Origin of the sequence: Exiguobacterium sp. s138, from assembly GCF_018618775.1 — a bacterium.
In the GTDB taxonomy this organism is placed as follows: domain Bacteria; phylum Bacillota; class Bacilli; order Exiguobacteriales; family Exiguobacteriaceae; genus Exiguobacterium_A; species Exiguobacterium_A artemiae.
The window spans coordinates 258,516-278,086 of sequence record NZ_JACSMW010000001.1 but is presented as its reverse complement, the minus strand read 5'-3'; the positions used below and the strand labels follow the sequence as shown (position 1 = coordinate 278,086).

The 19,571-nt window shown below is 50.1% G+C and carries 17 protein-coding genes and 2 other annotated features; of the genes, 2 read left to right on the top strand and 15 right to left on the bottom strand.

Annotated features, from left to right (window positions below; translation table 11 throughout):
• Positions 1–111 precede the first annotated feature (111 nt).
• Entirely contained in the window at positions 112–2,100 is a 1,989-nt protein-coding gene (locus KNP91_RS01430) for a penicillin-binding transpeptidase domain-containing protein (RefSeq protein ID WP_214848244.1), read from the top strand.
• Between the two features lie 68 nt (positions 2,101–2,168).
• On the opposite strand, the gene trpA is transcribed toward KNP91_RS01430, so the two are convergent.
• The 15 genes from trpA to KNP91_RS01355 form a co-directional block, all read right to left on the bottom strand.
• On the bottom strand, positions 2,169–2,948 hold the full coding sequence (gene trpA, locus KNP91_RS01425; protein ID WP_214848242.1) for a tryptophan synthase subunit alpha: 780 nt from the start codon (positions 2,946–2,948) through the stop codon (positions 2,169–2,171).
• Positions 2,948–4,147 carry a tryptophan synthase subunit beta gene (gene trpB, locus KNP91_RS01420; protein WP_214766078.1) on the bottom strand — a complete coding sequence of 400 codons (1,200 nt, stop codon included), beginning with the start codon at positions 4,145–4,147 and terminating at the stop codon, positions 2,948–2,950. The genes trpA and trpB overlap by 1 nt, the downstream gene beginning before the upstream one ends.
• Positions 4,147–4,722, bottom strand: a complete 576-nt coding sequence (locus KNP91_RS01415; RefSeq protein WP_214766080.1) for a phosphoribosylanthranilate isomerase — start codon at positions 4,720–4,722, stop codon at positions 4,147–4,149. Before KNP91_RS01415 ends, trpB begins: the two co-directional genes overlap by 1 nt.
• Positions 4,709–5,485: an indole-3-glycerol phosphate synthase TrpC gene (gene trpC, locus KNP91_RS01410; RefSeq protein WP_214766082.1), complete on the bottom strand. Its 777-nt coding sequence runs from the start codon at positions 5,483–5,485 to the stop codon at positions 4,709–4,711. Before trpC ends, KNP91_RS01415 begins: the two co-directional genes overlap by 14 nt.
• Positions 5,482–6,501 (bottom strand): anthranilate phosphoribosyltransferase, encoded by a 1,020-nt coding sequence (gene trpD / locus KNP91_RS01405; protein WP_214766084.1) that lies wholly within the window; start codon positions 6,499–6,501, stop codon positions 5,482–5,484. Before trpD ends, trpC begins: the two co-directional genes overlap by 4 nt.
• 5 nt (positions 6,502–6,506) lie before the next feature.
• Positions 6,507–7,073: an anthranilate synthase component II gene (locus KNP91_RS01400; protein ID WP_214766086.1), complete on the bottom strand. Its 567-nt coding sequence runs from the start codon at positions 7,071–7,073 to the stop codon at positions 6,507–6,509.
• A complete protein-coding gene (gene trpE, locus KNP91_RS01395) occupies positions 7,070–8,464 on the bottom strand; it encodes an anthranilate synthase component I (protein WP_214766088.1) in 1,395 nt (464 codons plus the stop codon). Before trpE ends, KNP91_RS01400 begins: the two co-directional genes overlap by 4 nt.
• Positions 8,465–8,513: 49 nt before the next feature.
• Positions 8,514–8,756, bottom strand: a binding site (T-box leader).
• Positions 8,757–8,803: 47 nt separating this feature from the next.
• Positions 8,804–9,037, bottom strand: a binding site (T-box leader).
• Between the two features lie 61 nt (positions 9,038–9,098).
• Entirely contained in the window at positions 9,099–10,382 is a 1,284-nt protein-coding gene (locus KNP91_RS01390) for a dihydrolipoamide acetyltransferase family protein (RefSeq protein ID WP_214766090.1), read from the bottom strand.
• A gap of 13 nt (positions 10,383–10,395) precedes the next feature.
• Positions 10,396–11,379, bottom strand: a complete 984-nt coding sequence (locus KNP91_RS01385; protein ID WP_012369824.1) for an alpha-ketoacid dehydrogenase subunit beta — start codon at positions 11,377–11,379, stop codon at positions 10,396–10,398.
• Positions 11,376–12,389, bottom strand: a complete 1,014-nt coding sequence (locus KNP91_RS01380) for a thiamine pyrophosphate-dependent dehydrogenase E1 component subunit alpha (protein WP_012369823.1) — start codon at positions 12,387–12,389, stop codon at positions 11,376–11,378. Before KNP91_RS01380 ends, KNP91_RS01385 begins: the two co-directional genes overlap by 4 nt.
• A 13-nt stretch (positions 12,390–12,402) precedes the next feature.
• Entirely contained in the window at positions 12,403–13,824 is a 1,422-nt protein-coding gene (lpdA, locus tag KNP91_RS01375; RefSeq protein ID WP_012369822.1) for a dihydrolipoyl dehydrogenase, read from the bottom strand.
• Complete coding sequence (buk, locus tag KNP91_RS01370) at positions 13,794–14,897, bottom strand: butyrate kinase (RefSeq protein WP_012369821.1); 1,104 nt, start codon at positions 14,895–14,897, stop codon at positions 13,794–13,796. Before buk ends, lpdA begins: the two co-directional genes overlap by 31 nt.
• Before the next feature lie 16 nt (positions 14,898–14,913).
• Positions 14,914–16,038, bottom strand: coding sequence for a Leu/Phe/Val dehydrogenase (locus tag KNP91_RS01365; protein WP_012369820.1), 1,125 nt, complete (start codon positions 16,036–16,038; stop codon positions 14,914–14,916).
• 13 nt (positions 16,039–16,051) lie between these two features.
• On the bottom strand, positions 16,052–16,972 hold the full coding sequence (yqiS, locus tag KNP91_RS01360) for a phosphate butyryltransferase (protein ID WP_214848240.1): 921 nt from the start codon (positions 16,970–16,972) through the stop codon (positions 16,052–16,054).
• A 145-nt stretch (positions 16,973–17,117) separates the two neighbouring features.
• The gene (locus KNP91_RS01355; protein WP_012369818.1) at positions 17,118–18,773 is read right to left on the bottom strand and encodes a sigma-54-dependent Fis family transcriptional regulator; all 1,656 of its coding nucleotides are present in this window, start codon (positions 18,771–18,773) and stop codon (positions 17,118–17,120) included.
• Between the two features lie 121 nt (positions 18,774–18,894).
• On the opposite strand from KNP91_RS01355, the gene KNP91_RS01350 reads away from it, so the two are divergent.
• Positions 18,895–19,149 (top strand): DUF2627 family protein, encoded by a 255-nt coding sequence (locus KNP91_RS01350; RefSeq protein ID WP_012369817.1) that lies wholly within the window; start codon positions 18,895–18,897, stop codon positions 19,147–19,149.
• Positions 19,150–19,571: the final 422 nt, after the last annotated feature.

Below are 19,571 nucleotides of genomic sequence, written 5' to 3'. Positions count from 1 at the left end.
TCACACGAATGTTTGTCTTCGTGTGAGTTTTTTGTCGTTCGTTCAAGATGAAATCCTTCCGAAAGAATGGTACGGTTGTAAAACAGACTGTTCGCAAAAGGAGGATTTCCCTTGAAGAAGACACTCCCGCTTCTGCTTTCAACCAGCTTCGTGCTGACGATACTTGCCGGATGTCAGGATCAACCGACACCGGAAGAACGATTGGACGCCTATATTAAGTTATGGGAAAAACAGGATTATGAAAAAATGTACGCGGAGTATGCCAGTACAGAAACGAAAAAAACTTATGGTAAAAAGGAATTCGTGGATCGGACGAAAAAACTAGCAGAATCTCTTGCGATTAAAAATATTTCCGTCAAACGGACGAAAACAGACAAAAACGAGGATAAGGAACAGGCAAGTTTACCGGTCACGATTTCTTTTGAGACGTTGGCCGGACCCGTTTCTTATAAAAAAGAAATTCCGTTGACGTTTGAAAAACAGAAAGATACGGAAAACTGGTACATCAACTGGGATTCTTCCTTTGTTCTAAAGGATTTTAAAAAAGAAGACAAGATTCAATTGACGACACTCGAGGCGAAACGCGGTGATTTGCTTGATACGAAAAAGCAACCTCTTGCCACGACTGGAACCGGATACGAGGTCGGTGCAGTCGCAGGTAAAATCAACGATCTTAAAACGCTCGCCAAACAGTTGAACCGTCCTGTCTCAGCGATTGAAGAGGCCCTCTCCGCCAGTTGGGTCAAAGACGGACAGTTCGTTCCGTTGAAAACATACACCGTAAACGACAAAACACAAATCAACCGTCTGAAACAGATTGATGGCGTCAGCGTCAAGGAAACAGAGGTCCGGGCCTATCCGTTCGGCAAAGCAACTTCCCATCTGATCGGCTATACCGGTTCGGCGACGGCGGATGATATCAAACAATCGAAACAAACGATTCAGGCCGGTGAACAAGTCGGAAAACGCGGGCTCGAGCAGGTACTCGACGAAACATTACGCGGGAAATCGGGTGCCCGAATCGAGATCGTTAAACCGGATCAGTCCACGGTTGACGTCGCAGAGACAAAAGCGAAGGATGGACAAGACATCCAACTGACGATTGACGGCAAGTTACAGCAAACGACTTATGCGACGATGAAAGATGATCCGGGAACCGCAGCCGTCATCGACCCACGGACGGGTGAAACACGGGTCCTGCTAAGTTCACCGGGATTTGATCCGTCCGAGTTTACGACGGGCATTTCCCAGGCTCGACTCGATACATTGACGAACGATCCCGACCAACCGCTTTTAAACCGGTTTACGAGTGCCTTCGCACCCGGGTCGACCCAAAAACCGTTGACGGCAGCGGTCGGCTTAAACAGCAAGACACTTGATCCGGAAAAAGCTTATACGATTGACGGGTTAAAAACGAAGATCGACGGGTTTAACGTTACCCGGATTCATGAAACACCGGATCCGGTCAATCTGCATAATGCGCTCGTTTACTCGGATAATGTCTACTTTGCAAAATCAACACTCGAACAGATCGGGACCAAAACGTTTACTTCGGGTCTTGAAGCACTCGGATACGGTGAAAAGATTCCCTTCACCTATCCGATGCGGGCATCACAAATTTCAAACGACGGCTCGATTGCTTCCGACGGACAGCTGATGGATACGTCTTACGGTCAAGGACAAATGCTGACGAACATCCTGCACCTTGCGTCGATGTACGAAATCTTCCTGACGGACGGAACGATTTACCGACCGACATTGCTCGCTGAGGAAGAAACCAAACAGGTCTGGAAAAAAGATCTCCTCGAAGCAAAAGATGCCGCCATGATCCGCGACGATCTGTATGACGTCGTCCATGCCGGTTATTCCTTACCGGCCGAAATCCCTGAGATTAAAGTCGCCGGTAAGACCGGTACGGCCGAATTAAAAAAAGCAGGAGAAGAAAACGGGCAGGAAAACGGCTTTTTCGTCGGTTATGACAATGACAGAAAAGATCTGCTCGTCGCCATCATGATTGAATCGGTCGAACAGGAAGACCGGGGCAGCCCGTATGTCTCGGGACTCGTCGCGGACGTCTTAAAAAGTCATGCCAATAGGTAAAAACTGAGTCTAAAAAAATAAGGGTGCCGGAAATCAATCCGGCACCCTTTGATTTTGATTGTCTGATCTTACACCGTCACGTCCGGCAGACGGGCCGCCATCAACTGTTCGATGGTCGCTTCATCTCCCTGTTGCAACAATTCGACGATCTTACTACCGACGATGACACCGGCAACGCTTGTACTCAGTTGACGGACATGTTCCGGCGTACTGATTCCGAAACCGGCCATAACCGGCACCGGACTCAGCTGTGCTACTTTCGCCAAATGCTGTTCGAGCGAATCCTCGAAGTTAGTTTGTCCACCGGTCGTTCCATTGACAGTCACAGCATAGAGGAATCCTTCACTGTGCGCCGCCAGTTTCTCAATCCGTTCCATCGGACTTGTCAAAGACACCAGTTGAACGAGTGCGATGTCCTGTTTATTGCGTCCGGCAAAAAACTGATCGCTTTGCTCGAGCGGTAAATCAGGAATAATCAGTCCGTCGACGCCGACTTCACGACAGGTCGATAAAAAAGTATCAATGCCGAAGCGGAAAATCGGATTCAAGTACGTCATGACGACAATCGGCACGCTCGTCGACTGACGGGCAATCCGGATTGCTTCGAGAACATCCTTCAGACTGATATTATCTGCCAGTGCCCGCAAACCTGCCTCCTGAATGACTGGACCATCGGCGACTGGATCGGAAAACGGGACACCGACTTCAATTGCCGTCGCACCCGATCGTTCGAGGAACGCTAAAATATCTGGCAGACGGTCGATGCCTCCGTCTCCTCCCATCACATACGGGATAAAGGCTTTTTCACCACGTGCATTGACTGTGCGAATCGCTTGTTCTAATCGCATCATGCTTCCCCCTTTAAGGCATTTCTGACGGTCATGACATCCTTATCGCCGCGTCCTGAGAGACAGATGACGACGACTTCTTCCGGTTGCATCCCTCTCGCAAGTTCCGTTGCATGGGCAACGGCATGAGCTGATTCGAGTGCGGGAATGATGCCTTCTTTTTGGCAAAGCAGTTGCAAGGCATCCAGTGCCTGCTGATCTGTCACCGCTTCATACTGGACGCGGCCGATGTCTTTTAACAGGCTGTGTTCCGGTCCGACGCCCGGATAATCAAGTCCCGCTGAAATCGAGTGTGCTTCCGTCACTTGACCGTGCTCATCCTGCAACAGGTACATCATCGAGCCGTGTAAGACTCCGACTTCACCTTTCGACATCGTCGCGGCGTGTTTCTCCGTCTCGAGTCCGCTACCGGCTGCTTCGATTCCGTACAAGGCAACCTCTTCATCATCGATAAACGGGTGGAACATTCCGATTGCATTACTGCCGCCGCCGACGCAGGCGACGATAGCTTCCGGTAACTTGCCTTCTTTTTCAAGGATTTGTGTCCGGGTCTCTTGTCCGATCACTGCCTGGAAGTCACGGACGATTTCCGGAAACGGGTGTGGTCCGAGAACGGAGCCCATCAAGTAATGCGTATCGTCGACATGTTTGACCCAGTAGCGCAATGCTTCATTGACGGCATCTTTTAACGTCCGGCTTCCTTGGGTGACGGACACGACTTTCGCGCCGAGCAACTCCATTCGGAAGACGTTTAGTTCCTGGCGGCGGATATCCTCTTCGCCCATGAAGATGACACATTCGAGATCAAGCAGTGCACAAACGGTTGCTGTCGCGACACCGTGTTGTCCCGCTCCGGTCTCGGCGACGATTTTACGTTTCCCCATCCGCTCAGCGAGTAAGGCTTGCCCGATCGTATTGTTGATTTTGTGCGCTCCGGTATGATTTAAGTCTTCCCGTTTCAGGTAGATTTTGGCGCCGCCGATTGTCCGCGTCAAATGTTCCGCATAATAAAGCGGAGTTTGCCGGCCGACGTAGTTTTCCAGCAAATCATTCATCCGTTCACGAAATGCCGGGTCCTCCTTCACTTCGGCATATGCTTGTTCCAGTTCGAGAACAGCCTGCATCAACGTTTCCGGGATGTAACGTCCTCCGTAAATCCCGTACTGACCTAAAGCGTCCGGTTGTGAATAACGTGTCATTAGAAAGTCTCCTTTACGGCATCATGAAATGCCTGCATTTTTGTTTGATCTTTTTGACCATCGGTTTCGATACCGCTCGAGACATCGACGGCAAACGGTTCGTATCGATTGATTACTTGTTTGACATTATCCGAATTCAGACCGCCTGCAACAAACATCGGTTGATCGATCTGTAACTCGGTCGTCCAATCAAAGGTTTGTCCGCTGCCAGCTTCCGGCGCATCAAACAAGACATAATCCGCTTCCGGATGAATCATAGCCTGTGATCCGGCTGCGAGTGCCTGAATGACCGGCACCTTTTTTTCGTGATAGACCTCGTCGGCGACCGGACCATGAAGCTGAATGAAATCGAGTCCGACTTGTTCCACCGCTTCTTCGACTTCCTGTTTCGTCGGCGAGACGAACACGCCGACGACCTGAACCGTCTCTGGAATTTCTGTCCGAAGCCGTGCTGCTTCCGTCACTGTGACCTGCCGTTTGCTCGGGGCAAAGACGAATCCGATATAATCCGCCAGCCTTGCAGCGTACCGGACGTCTTCCGCCCGCTTCAGCCCGCAGAATTTAATACGTGTCATGTTTGACTCCGTTGACGGCTTCAATGAAATCTGCCGGGTTCTCCGCCCGCATCAGTGTTTCTCCAATCAGAATTCCGTCCGCCCCTGCTGCATGAAGCATCTGTGCTTCAGCAACGGTCTTGATGCCGCTCTCACTGATATAGCGGACATCGCGTGACTTCGTCTTCAGCAATTCGAGTGATGTGTCGAGACTCACTTCGAATTTTTTCAGATTCCGGTTGTTGATTCCGATGATTTTCGCCTGCAACCGCTCTGCCCGTTTGAGTTCTAGCGCATCGTGAACCTCGACCAACACTTCGAGACCGCTTGCATAGGCATACGCGTATAAATCCTCTAACGTCTCGTCATCAAGCGCTGCAACAATCAATAAAATCAAACTCGCACCATGCGCTTTCGCAAGATCAATCTGAATCCGGTCAATCATAAAATCCTTGCATAGGACCGGGACGTCGACTGCTTTCGTGACAGCCGCCAAATCTTCCATGCTTCCTTTAAAATAGGTCTGGTCGGTCAGAACGGAAATGACTGTCGCCCCGCTTTCGGCATATCGTTTCGCCTGTGCCACCGGATCAACGTTTAATGAGATATCGCCCTTTGACGGGGATGCCCGTTTGATTTCGGCGATGACGGACAAATCGGTTCCGCCGAGTGATTGATGAATCGATTGGTTGAGTTGTCGCGCCTCTGCTTGCGCCACACCGTCGATCTTCAAGCGGGCGACTTCCTGTCGTTTCGTTTCAATGATACGGTCTAAGATATTCATCCGATTGCCTCCTGTTGTTTCATCCGTTGTAAATACTGTAATTTTTCAAGTGCTCGGCCGGAATCGATGCTTTCCGCCGATCGTTCAATTCCTTCCCGGATCGTTTGGACCCGTCCTTCGGCAAACAGGGCGATTCCGGCATTGAGTAACACCGTATCCCGGTATGGACCTGCTTCTCCTCGCAGAACCCGTAACAGAATTTCTGCATTTTCCGCTGCCGTTCCGCCGCGGATTGCTTCGATTGGAGCGACCGATAATCCGACTTCTTCCGGGTGCAGACTGAACCGGATCAACTCACCTTGATCAAGCAACACCAATTGATTGGTTCCGGCGAGTGAAGCTTCATCCATGCCGCATGCGCCGTGCAGGACGATGGCACGTTTTCGTCCGAGACGATGCAATGTCAAAGCCATCGTCTCCAGTAAATCTTCCCGGTAAATACCGAGCAACTGTGTTTTAAGGGGTACCGGATTCGTAAGCGGACCAATCAGATTAAAAATCGTCGGAATCCGTAAATCACGGCGGACTTTCATGATTTGTTTGACACGGGGATGCATCCGTTGGGCGAACAGAAAGGCAATCCCGTTTGTCTCAAGTAATGTCGCAATTTCTTCCGTCGAGACATCAAGCGGGACACCAAGTGATTCCAGGACATCGGCACTGCCGGTCTTACTCGATACACTCCGGTTTCCGTGTTTCGCGACCTTCGCCCCGGCACCGGCTAAGACAAACGCCGCTGTCGTGCTGATATTAAAGGACTGGGATCCGTCACCGCCTGTACCGCAATTGTCGATGAAATCTGTTCCCGATACCGGAATGTCGACGGCGACTTCACGCATGATTGAGGCGAGACCGGCCAGTTCTTCCGCTGTTTCCCCTTTTGCTTTTAAGGCAATCAAAAAAGCTGCGATTTCGCTGTCCGTGACGTCTTCCGCAAACAGTTCACGGGCAGCTTGTTGCATTTCTTCAAAACGAAGATGATTGGCGTTTGCCAGTTTTGTTAATACGTCCTTCATTCCTGTCACTCCTTCGTCAATTCGATAAATCGTTGAATCATGTCTTGTCCAAATGGTGTTCCGATCGATTCCGGGTGAAACTGAATCCCGTAGGTCGGATGGTCACGGTGTTCGAGTGCCATGATTATGCCGTCATCCGTCGTTGCCGTTACTTCAAGTACTTCGGGTAAGGTCGTCCGGTCGACAATCAACGAGTGGTAACGCATGACATCGAATCGTTCCGGAAGACCGGTAAACAGGCGTCCGGTTTGTTTGATGGTTGAGGTTTTCCCGTGTCGGATTTCATCCGCTTCAATGACGTGTCCGCCAAAGGCTTGACCGATCGCCTGATGTCCGAGGCAGACACCGAGAATTGGGATTTTTCCGGAATAGGTCTTAATCACGTCGAGACAGATGCCGGCGTCATTCGGATTTCCCGGACCCGGTGATAAGATGATACCGTCGGGATGCAAGTCAGCAAGTGCAGTCACTTCAATCGCATCATTTCGGATGACCTGGATGTCATCGTAGACAGCCGCATATTGATACAGGTTATAGGTAAAAGAATCATAGTTATCAATCAGTACAATCATTTCCAAACCTCCAGTAGTGACTTCGCTTTGTGCAACGTCTCTTCATACTCCAAGGTCGGATCAGAGTCATACACTATACCCGCTCCGGCCTGAACATACGCTTTTCCGTGCTGGATGACCATCGTCCGGATCGCAAGCGCAAAATCAAGATTCCCGCTGACATCAAAATATCCGACGGCTCCGGCATACACTTCGCGCTTTTTTGTCTCGTATTGATTGATCAGTTGCATCGCCCGAATTTTCGGAGCTCCGGAGACCGTACCTGCCGGCAGACAAGAAATCAAGGCGTCTGCCCCTGTCTTTCCTTCCGCCAGTGTCCCTTCGACGACGGAAACGAGATGCATGACATTTTTAAAGCGTTCGATTTCCATTTGCCGTGAAACATGAATGCTGCCAATCTGACAGACTTGACCGAGATCGTTCCGGCCCAAGTCAACGAGCATCCGGTGCTCAGCCTGCTCTTTTTCGTCGTTCAGTAACTCATCCGCCAGTTGTATGTCTTCCTGTTTTGTTTTGCCGCGGGGGCGTGTCCCGGCAATCGGATTCGTCGTGACATGACGGCCTTTGACTTGAACCAGGCTTTCCGGGGATGCGCCGAGGACGATGACTTCTCCCAAATCAATGTAAAAGAGGTACGGGCTCGGATTGTCCTGCCGCAACTTCCGGTAAAAGTGGAACGGATCACCGGCGAATGTTGCGTCTAACCGCTGTGACAGCACCAGTTGGAAGACATCACCCTGCCGAATATGCTGTTTTGCCTGCTCGACGAGCGAGATGAACGTTTCTTTCTCAATCTGCGGTTGGTAGACGATATTTTCAAGCGGCCGTTCGATCCGCGTCTGTTGACCGGTTTGTTCGAGCTGCGTTTTACGGATATGCAGCTTCCGTACCATCTCCTGCCGGTCGGTCAGCCCGCAAAGTGACGTATGAATCAAATGCACGCGGTGTTCCAAATGATCGTATAAAATGATTTCGTCATAGACCGCAAGCAGTGCGTCCGGTAAATTCCGATCACTGTCCGGCACAGGTCCGATGTTTTCATAGGCCCGAATCGCATCATAGCCGACATAGCCGATTGCGCCGCTTAAAAACGGAAACTCGAAATCCGTTGTTCCCCGTGTCACAGACTGTTGCAGAAGTTGGACCGGATTTCCTGTCATCGTTACGGTTTCTTCCGTCTGAAGATGATGTCGTGTCACTTGACTGCCTTCCGCCCGAAGCAGTTCAACCGGATTAACGCCGATGATCGAGTAGCGACCGTTCCCGCCGCTCGCCGAACTTTCAAGCAGACATTTCCGGTCTCCTTCCAGATGTAAAAAGATCGAAATCGGTGTTAACTCATCGCCGTTCATTTCGATTTGTTCGATTATCAATTGTTCTGTCTCGATCATCCTGTTCGCCTCCTGATATAAAAAAAGTCCTCCATACAGCAAATGCCGTATGGAGGACGATAGACTCGCGGTGCCACCTCACAATTGGAACAAAAACGTTCCCACTCTTTCCGATGCGTCTTGACGAGACATCGTAGCCTGAGATAACGGGGGCTTCCGTCACGACCTACTTACCGTTCAGTCCTGCTCTCATGAGACCATTCATCACACATCCTTGTACGGAAGTCCCACCATTCTTCCGCTCTCTGAAACAACGATTTGTCTGATTACTTAACTCATTCATCGATTTATTTATTCAATTGAATACGAAAAGGGTTTCCCCATCCATTCATGATAAACATGAAGGACGGGAAAACCCGCGGTACCACCTTCGTTGACTAGTGCTAGTCCCCTCGAACGAACCCGGTCACCCTGATTCGTCGTCCCTGATAACGGAAGGTACCCGTCAGAGCCTACTGTAAGTTCGGTCTGATGCTCAGAAGTCCATTCACCTGCTTCCCGATACTGATTCGCACCACCCATCAGCTCTCTTGAATCGTTTCATAGGTTACTTCTCTTCGTCATTGCGTCTGTATTGTTTAATTGTTTTTTATGTTACGTTGGAAACCGTTTTCTGTCAACAGATTTGTCTGAATCAATATAAAGACAGTTGATTCGGGTCAATTGATTCGAGTGACTGTTTGACTGTCTGCAGGAATTGACCGGCCACGAGTCCATCGAGCACCCGGTGGTCAATCGACATACAGAGGTTGACCATATCGCGTGCTGCGAACATACCGTTGATCCAGACCGGACGTTTAACGATCGATTCGACGGATAAGATTGCCGCTTGCGGGAAGTTCAGAATCGGTGCTGACTGAATCGATCCGAATGATCCGGTATTGTTGACCGTAAACGTTCCGCCCTGCATTTCGCTTGATGACAAGCGTCCGGCTTGCGCGCGTTTACCGAAATCATCAATCGACCGGGCAAGTCCTTTAATGCTGAGCTCGTCGGCATTTTTGACGACCGGTACGAATAGTGCTTCCTGTGTTGCGACTGCCAGTGACAGGTTGATCGCTTTTTTCTGAATGATCTTGTCACCCGCCCACGTCGAGTTCATGATCGGATGTTTCTTTAAGCCTTCAACCGTTGCTTTCATGAAGAACGGTAGGAATGTCAATTTTACGCCTTCTTGTTTGAAGAAGGCGTCTTTATGACGGTTCCGGGCTTCAACCAAGTTTGTCACGTCAACTTCAATCATTAACCAGGCATGCGGTGCTTCGTGCTTAGAACGGACCATGTTCGTTGCGATTGCCTGACGGACACCTGCTGTCGGAATTTCGATGTCTCCGTCTTCCGTCGTGCTTGCTGTTGATTTAGCTGTTTGCGGACGTGACGGTTGCGCCGATTCCCGTTGCTCAGCCGGTTTTGCTGCCGGAACCGACTCAATCGTCGGTGCTTCGACTGTATCCGGTTGCTTGATTTGTCCGGTTTCGACGATTTTTAACAAGTCTTTCCGGGTAATCCGGCCGCCGGCACCTGTTCCCGAAACCTGTTCCAAATCGATGCCGTGTTCAGCCGACAATTTCAAAACGGCTGGTGAATAACGTTTCTTCATCGACTGATCACTCGAGACCGGCGTTTCTTCAATCGCCGGAACAGCTTCTTCCGTTGCCGCGACTTCTGTCGATCCGCCGCTGACTTGCAAGGTTACGATTGCTTCCCCGACTTGCAGCGTATCCCCTTCTTCAGCAAGCAGTTTGTCGATGACGCCGTCAAACGACGACGGTACTTCTGCCGTGACTTTATCAGTAATGACTTCCGCAATCGGATCATACTTTTTGACCGTATCACCTGGTTTGACGAGCCAAAGGGAAATCGTCCCTTCCGTTACACTCTCACCAAGCTGTGGCATCGTTAATGTTTCGGTTTTCATTGACGTTTCCCCCTTAGTACGCGTGCAGCGTCCGGATTTTGTCCTCGATTTTTTCACTCGAGACGTTAAAGAATTTCTCCATCGTCGGAGCGTATGGCATCGCCGGTACATCCGGACCGCAGAGACGCTCGATTGGTGCATCGAGATCAAACAACGCTTCTTCCGCGATGATGGCAGATACTTCACTCATGACACTGCCTTCTTTGTTGTCTTCTGTAACGAGCAAGACTTTTCCGGTTTTCCGGGCTGCCGCGACAACCGCTTCCCGGTCAATCGGATAAACCGTCCGTAAATCAAGAATATGAACATCGATACCGTCTTTCTCAAGACGCGCCGCTGCTTCAAGGGCAAACTGAACACAAAGACCGTACGTGATGACCGTTAAATCTTCACCTTCCCGTTTGACATCGGCTTTACCGATTTCAACAGTATAGTCTCCTTCCGGCACTTCACCTTTGAGCAGACGATAGCCGCGTTTATGTTCAAAGAACAGGACAGGATCGTTTGAACGGATGGCTGCTTTCAGCAAACCTTTCGCATCATATGGATTAGACGGAATGACGATTTTTAAGCCCGGCGTCGAATTGAACATCGCTTCGACGGATTGGGAATGGTAAAGGGCACCGTGAATCCCGCCGCCGAATGGTGCGCGGATGACGATTGGGCATGACCAGTCATTGTTCGAACGGTAACGGATTTTTGCCGCTTCACTGACGATTTGGTTGACGGCCGGCATGATGAAATCCGCAAACTGCATTTCAGCAATTGGACGCATTCCGTACATCGCTGCGCCGATTCCGACTCCGGCAATTGCACTTTCAGCGAGTGGCGCGTCGATGACACGTTCTTCCCCGAACTGCTCCAGCAATCCTTGTGTCGCGCGGAAAACACCGCCGCGGACGCCGACGTCTTCTCCGAGGACGAAGACGGATTCATCGCGTTCCATCTCTTCTTTGATCGCACTGTTAATGGCTTCGATTAAACTTAATGTCGTCATTTCGTTTCCCCCTCATCGTACACGTAACGGAGTGCATTTTCCGGTGCATCGTAAGCTGCCGCTTCCGCATACGCCGTCGCTTCATCGACTTCTTGTTCGAGTTTCGTTTCGAGTTCCTGTGCCGTTTCTTCTGTCAGGACACCCATTTGAATCAGTTTTTCGCGGAACAGTTTGACACCGTCGCGTGTTTTCAGTTCAGCCAGTTCTTCTGCCGAACGGTAAGATTTATCATCATCATCGGACGAATGCGGTACGAGACGTTCGACTTCAACTTCAATCAGTGTCGGACCGTCACCGCGCAGACCGCGTTCACGTGCCTCTTTGACCGCTTTGTAGACAGCAAGCGGATCGATGCCGTCAATCGTCACACCCGGCATCCCGTATCCGATCGCCCGGTCGGCAACGTGTTTCGCCGATAATTGTTTCGAGAGTGGTGTCGAAATCGCATATTTATTGTTTTCACAGAACAGAATGACCGGTAATTTGTGAATGCCGGCAAAGTTTGCTCCTTCATGGAAGTCTCCTTGGTTCGACGACCCTTCACCAAACGAAACGTAGGCGACAAGCGGTTCCCGACGCATCTTCGCAGCAAGGGCAATCCCGACCGCATGCGGTACTTGCGTCGTGACCGGACTTGATCCTGTCACGATGTTCAGGGCACGTGAACCGTAATGACCCGGCATTTGACGTCCACCTGAGTTCGGGTCTTCCGCTTTTGCGAAAGCGGACAACATGATATCACGTGACGTCTGTCCAAAATGCAGGACAACTCCGAGATCGCGGTAGTACGGCAAGATATAGTCTGTTCCTTTTTCAAGCGCGAAGGCAGCACCGACTTGTGCTGCTTCCTGCCCCTGACAGGAAACGAGAAATGGAATTTTACCCGCCCGGTTTAATTTCCACATCCGTTCGTCGATTTTCCGTGCGCGGACCATCGTTTCGAACATTTGAATCGCGTCCTGCTCCGTCAAACCCAGTTCGACGAGTTCTTTGAATTCTATTTTTTCCATCTGTTTTTCCTCCTTAGGCGTGAACCGCTAATCCGTCGACTGCCAGTGCTGCTTCCCCGAACGCTTCTGAAAGTGCAGGGTGTGGATGGACAAGCTGTCCGACTTCCCATGCCGTTGCATTCAGCACAAGCGCAAGACCACCTTCACTGATTAATTCCGTTGCTTTAGGTCCAACGATATGAACGCCGACCAGATCATCCGTCTTGGCATCGGAAACGAGTTTAATGAATCCGGCTGCTTCCCCTTCAATCCGTGCTTTTCCAAGACCGTTAAACGAGAACATCCCCGTTTTGACATCGAGTCCTGCTGCCTTTGCTTCGGCTTCCGTCAATCCGACGGAGGCGGCTTCCGGCACACTGTAAATACAACGCGGAACAAAGGCATAGTTCAGCGGTGTCGTTGAACCGTTGACAATCGTTTCGACCGCTTTTGCCCCTTCTGCTGACGCGACGTGTGCGAGTTGCAGGCGTCCGATGACATCACCAATCGCAAAGATATGATTGTCCTTCGTGCGGAACTCATCATCGACTTGGATGAATCCGTTTTCGACGATGATATTCGTATTCTCAAGTCCGATTCCTTCGACATTTGCCATCCGGCCGATTGCGACCAGCAGCTTGTCTGCTGCGAGCGTCGTCTTGTCCCCGTTACGGTCGACATCGATCGTCACACCGGACTCGGTCAGCTGGAAGCTGTCGCTTTGCGCCGCTGCACTCGTCATGATTTTGACACCGCGTTTTTTGAGCTGACGGGCCACTTCCCGACTGACAGCTTGATCTTCCGTCGGTAAAATCCGGTCGCTGAATTCAACGACTGTAACCTCGACGTCAAAGTCCGTCAACATCGACGCCCATTCGATTCCGATGACGCCGCCGCCGATGATGACAATTGATTTTGGTAAAGCGTTCATGTCGAGTGCCTCATCCGAGCTGAGCACATATTCGGAGTCAAACGCCAGACCGTTTAACGGACGCGGTCGTGAACCGGTCGCAACAATCAATTGGCGCGGTAAAATCAATTCGCCGTCGCCTTCTTCCGGCTCGACGCTAATCGTTCCCGGCATCGGTGAAAAGATGCTTGGTCCGAGAATCGAACCGCGGCCGTGAAAGACTTCGATTTTTCCTTTTTTCATCAGGTGCTGGATACCAGATTCGAGACCATCAATGATGTCCTGTTTCCGTTGTTTGACCTGTTCGAACCGTAAAAACGATTCCGGTACGTCGACGCCGTATGTAGCGGCGTGTTTTACTGTCTGATAGACGGCAGCCGACTTTAAAAATGCTTTGGATGGGATACATCCACGATGCAGACAGGTTCCCCCGAGTTTTCCTTGTTCTACGATTGCTACCGTCTTCCCGGCTTGCGCAGCGCGGATCGCTGCGACGTATCCACCGGGTCCACCACCTAGGACAACGACGTCGAATTCTCTAGCCATGTTAATTCGCCTCCATATTCCTTCACTTGTTCCTCTTGACGCAGTACACGTATTACGCCTTCTGCAAGCGCCCGTAACTCATCTTCTCCCGGTATCCGGATGATAGATCCGATATGGGCAATCCGTTCTTCAATCGCTTTCGTCAACCGGTCACTGTATGCGAGACCGCCCGTTAAGATGACAGCATCGACTTGACCGTATAAAACAGCACTTTGGGCCGCGATTTCTTTTGCAACTCGATACGCCATCGCCTCATACAGTAGAGCGGCTTTTTCATCTCCGTCGTCAATCCGACGTTCGATTTCAACCGCATCATACGTGCCTAAGTGCGCGACAAGTCCGCCTGACCCAACGACCAGACGCTTCATTTCCTCGAGTTTATACTTGGTACTATAACATAGTTCTACTAGTTGACCAACAGGCAGGGATCCGCTTCGTTCCGGTGAAAAAGCCCCTTCTCCGTCGAGTCCATTGTTGACATCAATCACGCGTCCGTTCAGATGGGCACCGACCGTGATCCCGCCACCCATATGGGCAACAATCAGCCGTAATTGCTCGTAGGGTATTCCATTTTCTTTCGCATACCGTTTCGCGACTGCCTTTTGATTTAAGGCATGGAAAATACTTTTCCGTTCGAGTTCAGGCAATCCTGTAAGACGGGCAATCGGCTCCAGTTCATCGACGACGACCGGATCAACGATGAATGCCGGAATCGATAACGTTTGACCAATCTCATCTGCAAGCAGTCCACCGAGATTCGAAGCATGAATTCCGAATGTGCCGTTCAGTAAATCCTCACGCATTTCCTGATTGACGCGGTATGTCCCGCTGACGAGCGGACGAAGCAGACCACCGCGACCAACAATCGCCGTAAGCGCTTTCAAATCAATCTGTTCTTGTGCCAGCACATCGAGGACGACTTGGCGTCTGATGTTCAGCTGATCTGAAAGCGGTCCTCCGACCGCTTCAGCTGAATGGCGCAACGTTTTCGTAAACACTTGCTCTGTTCCATCAAAGATTCCGATTTTCGTTGAGGTTGAACCCGGATTGATGGTTAAAATACGTTCGCTCATTGAACTCCTCCTCTGATTAACCGCGTGATCCTAAAATGTTTTTATCCCGGCGTAAGAACTGGCTGCGGGCACTGCCCATTGTCGCGATCCGTTCTTCTGCCATCTTCTCTGCTGCCCGGTAAGTCGGCAGATGGTCACGTTTGGCAATTTCGATGACTTTTGCTACCGCATCATAGACGAGTTCGACTTTTTTCATCGCCCGCTCACGGTTGTACCCGTCGAGTTCGTCGGCCACATTGATGACACCTCCTGCGTTGATGACGAAGTCCGGTGTATATAAAATACCGCGTTCCTGGAGCATATCTCCGTGACGATCTTCTTTGAGTTGGTTGTTTGCTGCTCCGGCAATGATTTTCACTTTCAGTTGTGGAATCGTCTCATCGTTCAATGTCGCACCTAAGGCACACGGCGCAAAGATATCGGCATCGACGCTGTAAATTTCATCCGGTCCGACGACGAGAGCGCCAAACGCTTCTTCTGCACGGCGTAATGCATCTTGATTGATGTCTGTGACAATCAATTTTGCGCCTTCTTCATGCAAGTGACGGCATAGGTTGAAAGCAACGTTACCAACACCTTGAATCGCAACTGTTTTTCCTCCGAGTGAATCTGTGCCATATACTTCTTTAGCGGCTGCCTTCATCCCGCGGTAAACGCCATAAGCCGTGACTGGTGACGGATTGCCGCTTGATCCGAATGCCGGGCTGACACCGGTTACGAAATCTGTTTCCATGTGGATATAATCCATGTCGGCGACTGTTGTGTTGACGTCTTCCGCAGTGATGTAACGTCCGTTTAACGACTGTACGTAACGACCGAATGCACGGAACAGAGCTTCTGATTTTTGCGTTTTCGCATCACCGATGATGACCGCTTTCCCGCCGCCAAGGTTCAGACCGGCTGCCGCATTTTTATACGTCATGCCTTTTGCCAAACGAAGCGCGTCGATCAATGCTTCCTCGTCAGACGCATAGTTCCACATACGGAGTCCGCCGAGTGCTGGTCCGAGTGTCGTATCATGAATCGCGATAATCGCCTTTAATCCTGAGACTTTATCGTGACAAAATACGACTTGTTCGTAATCTTCCATTGCCATCGTTTCGAAAATACTGAATCGTGCTTCTACGTTTGTTTCAACCATTGTTAGTTCCCCCTTAGATTGTTTGTTTGATTTTTTTGGTAGGTTGCGCATTAAGTAAAGCAAAGGCTAATGAATAGAGTTTCGCTTCCGCCGTGTCGGCTCGACTTGTTAAGACGACAGGTGCTTTAGCCCCGACTAAAATCGCTGCAACCGATGCCTGAGCAAAGTACATCAGGGATTTATAAATTACGTTTCCGACCTCGATTTGTGGCACGACGAGTAAATCCGCTGCCCCCGCAACGTCTCCTGTCAGTCCCTTTTGTTTCGCCGCTTCTAAATTGACGGCGTTATCTAGAGCAAGCGGACCGTCAACAAGGCAATCCTTGATTTGTCCGCGTCGATTCATTTGTGTCAGTAAGGCGGCATCAATCGTCGCCGGCATCGTCGGATTGACGACCTCGACAGCAGCAAGTACTGCCACTTTCGGCAAGGAATATCCGACGGCTCGAAGTGCGGTCACACCGTTTTCAATGATGTGGACTTTATCCTCCAGCGTCGGAGCGATATGAATCGCAGCATCCGTCAATCCAATGGCGGTCTCCCGTCCCGGTACTTCAAACAAAGCGACATGTGACAACACTTTTCCTGATCGTAAGCCCGTCTCCTTGTTCAAGACAGCTTTCATGAACGTCGCTGTCGGAACGAGTCCTTTCATCAAGACATCCGCGTCCCCTTTGCGGACGGCATAGGCGGCACGCTCTGCTGCTTCTTGTGCCGTAGCCGTATGCGTGATGACGAACTGTGATTCGCTCAACTGTCGATCATGAATCATTTTTTGAATACGTGTCGCATCCCCGAACAAATGAAAACGGGCTAAATCATTCTCAATCGCCAACGACACTGCATCCATTACCTCTTCATCATCAGCGGATGCAATCGCAACGACTGCATCTTCAAGACCTGCTGCTTGTTGAACCATTTGTTTAAACCTCAAGCCATTTCCCCCCTTACCTGTCGTTCTCTTTATTTAATAGCAATTTCCATGCCAACTCTAAACCGACGGTATACCAACATCTTCGTCTTTATTTTTGCATGGAATTGCATTTATTTGCAATATATTGCACGCAACATTTTGCAAATCAACATTGGATGTTAAACCGTTCCACTTTGTAATAGAGTGCCCGTAAAGAGATGCCTAACTGTTTGGCAGCTTCGGTCTTATTTCCATTTACGACATCAAGTGCTTCCCGAATCAATTGTTCTTCGACGTAGGACATCTCATCCGACAGATGCTTGATTTCTTTTTTTGGACGTTCCGACCGTTTAGACGGTGTCGGGGAAACGAGTTGCAGGTGGCCTTTGCGTAAAACCTGTTCCGTTTTATCCGTAAAAATCAACGCGCGTCCGATGACATTTTCGAGTTCCCGGACGTTTCCTTTCCACGTCTGTTGTCGGATCGCTTCCAATGCATCTTCAGAAACACGTTCGACGGACCGGCCGTAACTTTGGTTCAATTTACGCAACAGATGTGTCGACAGCGGAGCAAGATCATCCGGTCGTTCGCGAAGAGCAGGAATATGGATCGGCAGCCGGTTGATCCGGTAATACAAATCTTCCCGGAACTCCCCGGTGATGATTTTCTGTTCAAGATTGGCATTTGTCGCGGCAATGATTCGGACATCGACCGGAACCGCTTTGGCTCCACCGACGCGAACGACTTCATTTTCTTGCAGTACCCGTAATAATTTGGCTTGGACATCAAGCGGCAGTTCACCAATCTCATCTAAAAACAAGGAGCCGCCATGCGCCTCTTCAAAATAGCCTCTTTTTCCGCCACGGCGGGCGCCGGAAAAGGCGCCTTCTTCATAACCAAACAATTCACTTTCAAGTAGGCTCGGCGCAATCGCTGCACAGTTGACCCGGACGAATTGTTCGTATCGGCGATCGCTTGCAGCATGAATCGCATGGGCAAACAATTCCTTCCCGGTACCGGACTCTCCCCGGATCAAGACATTGACCGGCATCGTCGCGGCAAGCTTCGCCTGATCGACGACAAAACGCATTGACTCACTTTCGGCAATGATGTCATCAAACGTGTATTTCGCCTCCAGTGTCCGGATTTTTTGTTTGGCCGCCTTCAATTCTTTTGTTAACGCTTTCATTTCCGAGATATCGCGAATGACACCGACTGATCCTCGTACTTGACCATCCACGACGACCGGTGCGGCATTGACAATGATATCCCGTCTGTCTTGACCAATCTTCATCCGGGCATCCCGAACACTTTCGCCTGTTTCGAGCACCCGTAAATGGACCGATTCCTGCATCCCGATATCTGCGCTTGCCGGCTTACCGATGACGTCTCCCTCTGTATACCCGGTCATCCGGGTATACGCAGGATTGATCAGCATCGTTTCCCCCGCCTGATTGGCTACTGAAATCGCTTCACTCGTACAGTGAATGATAGCTTCGAGCATCCGCTCTTTTTCTGCCAAACGCTCGAGTAACACACGGACAAACTCTCCCGGTAAAACCGCGGCTTCCGGAAAATAATGAATCAATTGCTCGAGCACACCGTGTTCTCCGGTCGCATCAATAATAAAGTCAATGGCCGTGCCTTGAAAAGCCGTCCATGTTTTTTCCACCCGGATATGTCCCCGTTTTGCGAGTTGAACGCCAATCGCGTGTTCGTCTGGATCGACGACCCCGATTACCGTCAACAAAGGCGAACGTTGAAAAGCATGTAATACTTCTGTTCCACCGCGCCCCGCACCAACGATCAAGAGATGATGCATTCTAATTCCCCCTTTGAAACTGCTTACATCTTTATCCTACCTGTATTAAAACAGGAGGGCAAATCGAATTCGCAGTCATATGGATTTTCTGATACAATACGCTTGGAAAGGGGTCACAATCATGCGAATCATCGGTCTATTATCTTTACTCATTCCGGGTATCATCGGTGCCATCGGCATCAAGCTGATGCGGGACAGTGTTTTCTTAAAAGCGCAATTCCCCTTCCGGTATCTAGGGGATTCTGCCTATGTATATGTATTACAAGGATTTTCCGGCCTGGCGTTAGCCATCGGCGGAATCGGCTTCGTCGCCGGTTATGTCTTTTACCGCGATCGTAAACGAGGCAAAGTATCGGAGCGCTATCAAAAAAAATAAACACACAAAAAGGTCCCCATCTCTTGAACTCATTTCAAGCGCGGGACCTTTTATTCATATAAAGTTGGTTTCACTTACGGATGAACTCCTCTCATAGCAGAACTATTCGTGTACTTCAAAACCATAGGTTGTCCTCTTAATGAAGAGGTTGAAAGAAATCAGATTTGGCTATCGAGCGATCGATAGAAAGGTAAAACTACTCCAGTATCTGACTTTACTTGGACCTAGGTGAAGCGTAATGTCATCCGCTTGTTGCAGTCGATCATTCGGTTGCTAACATTCACTGCTAGACAACACTCCTTTTCACGAACTGTACTTGTTACTGGTCTTGCTTGGTCTTGCTTGGTCTTGCTTGGTCTTGCTTGGTCTTGCTTGGTCTTGCTTGGTCTTGCTTGGTCTTGCTTGGTCTTGCTTGGTCTTGC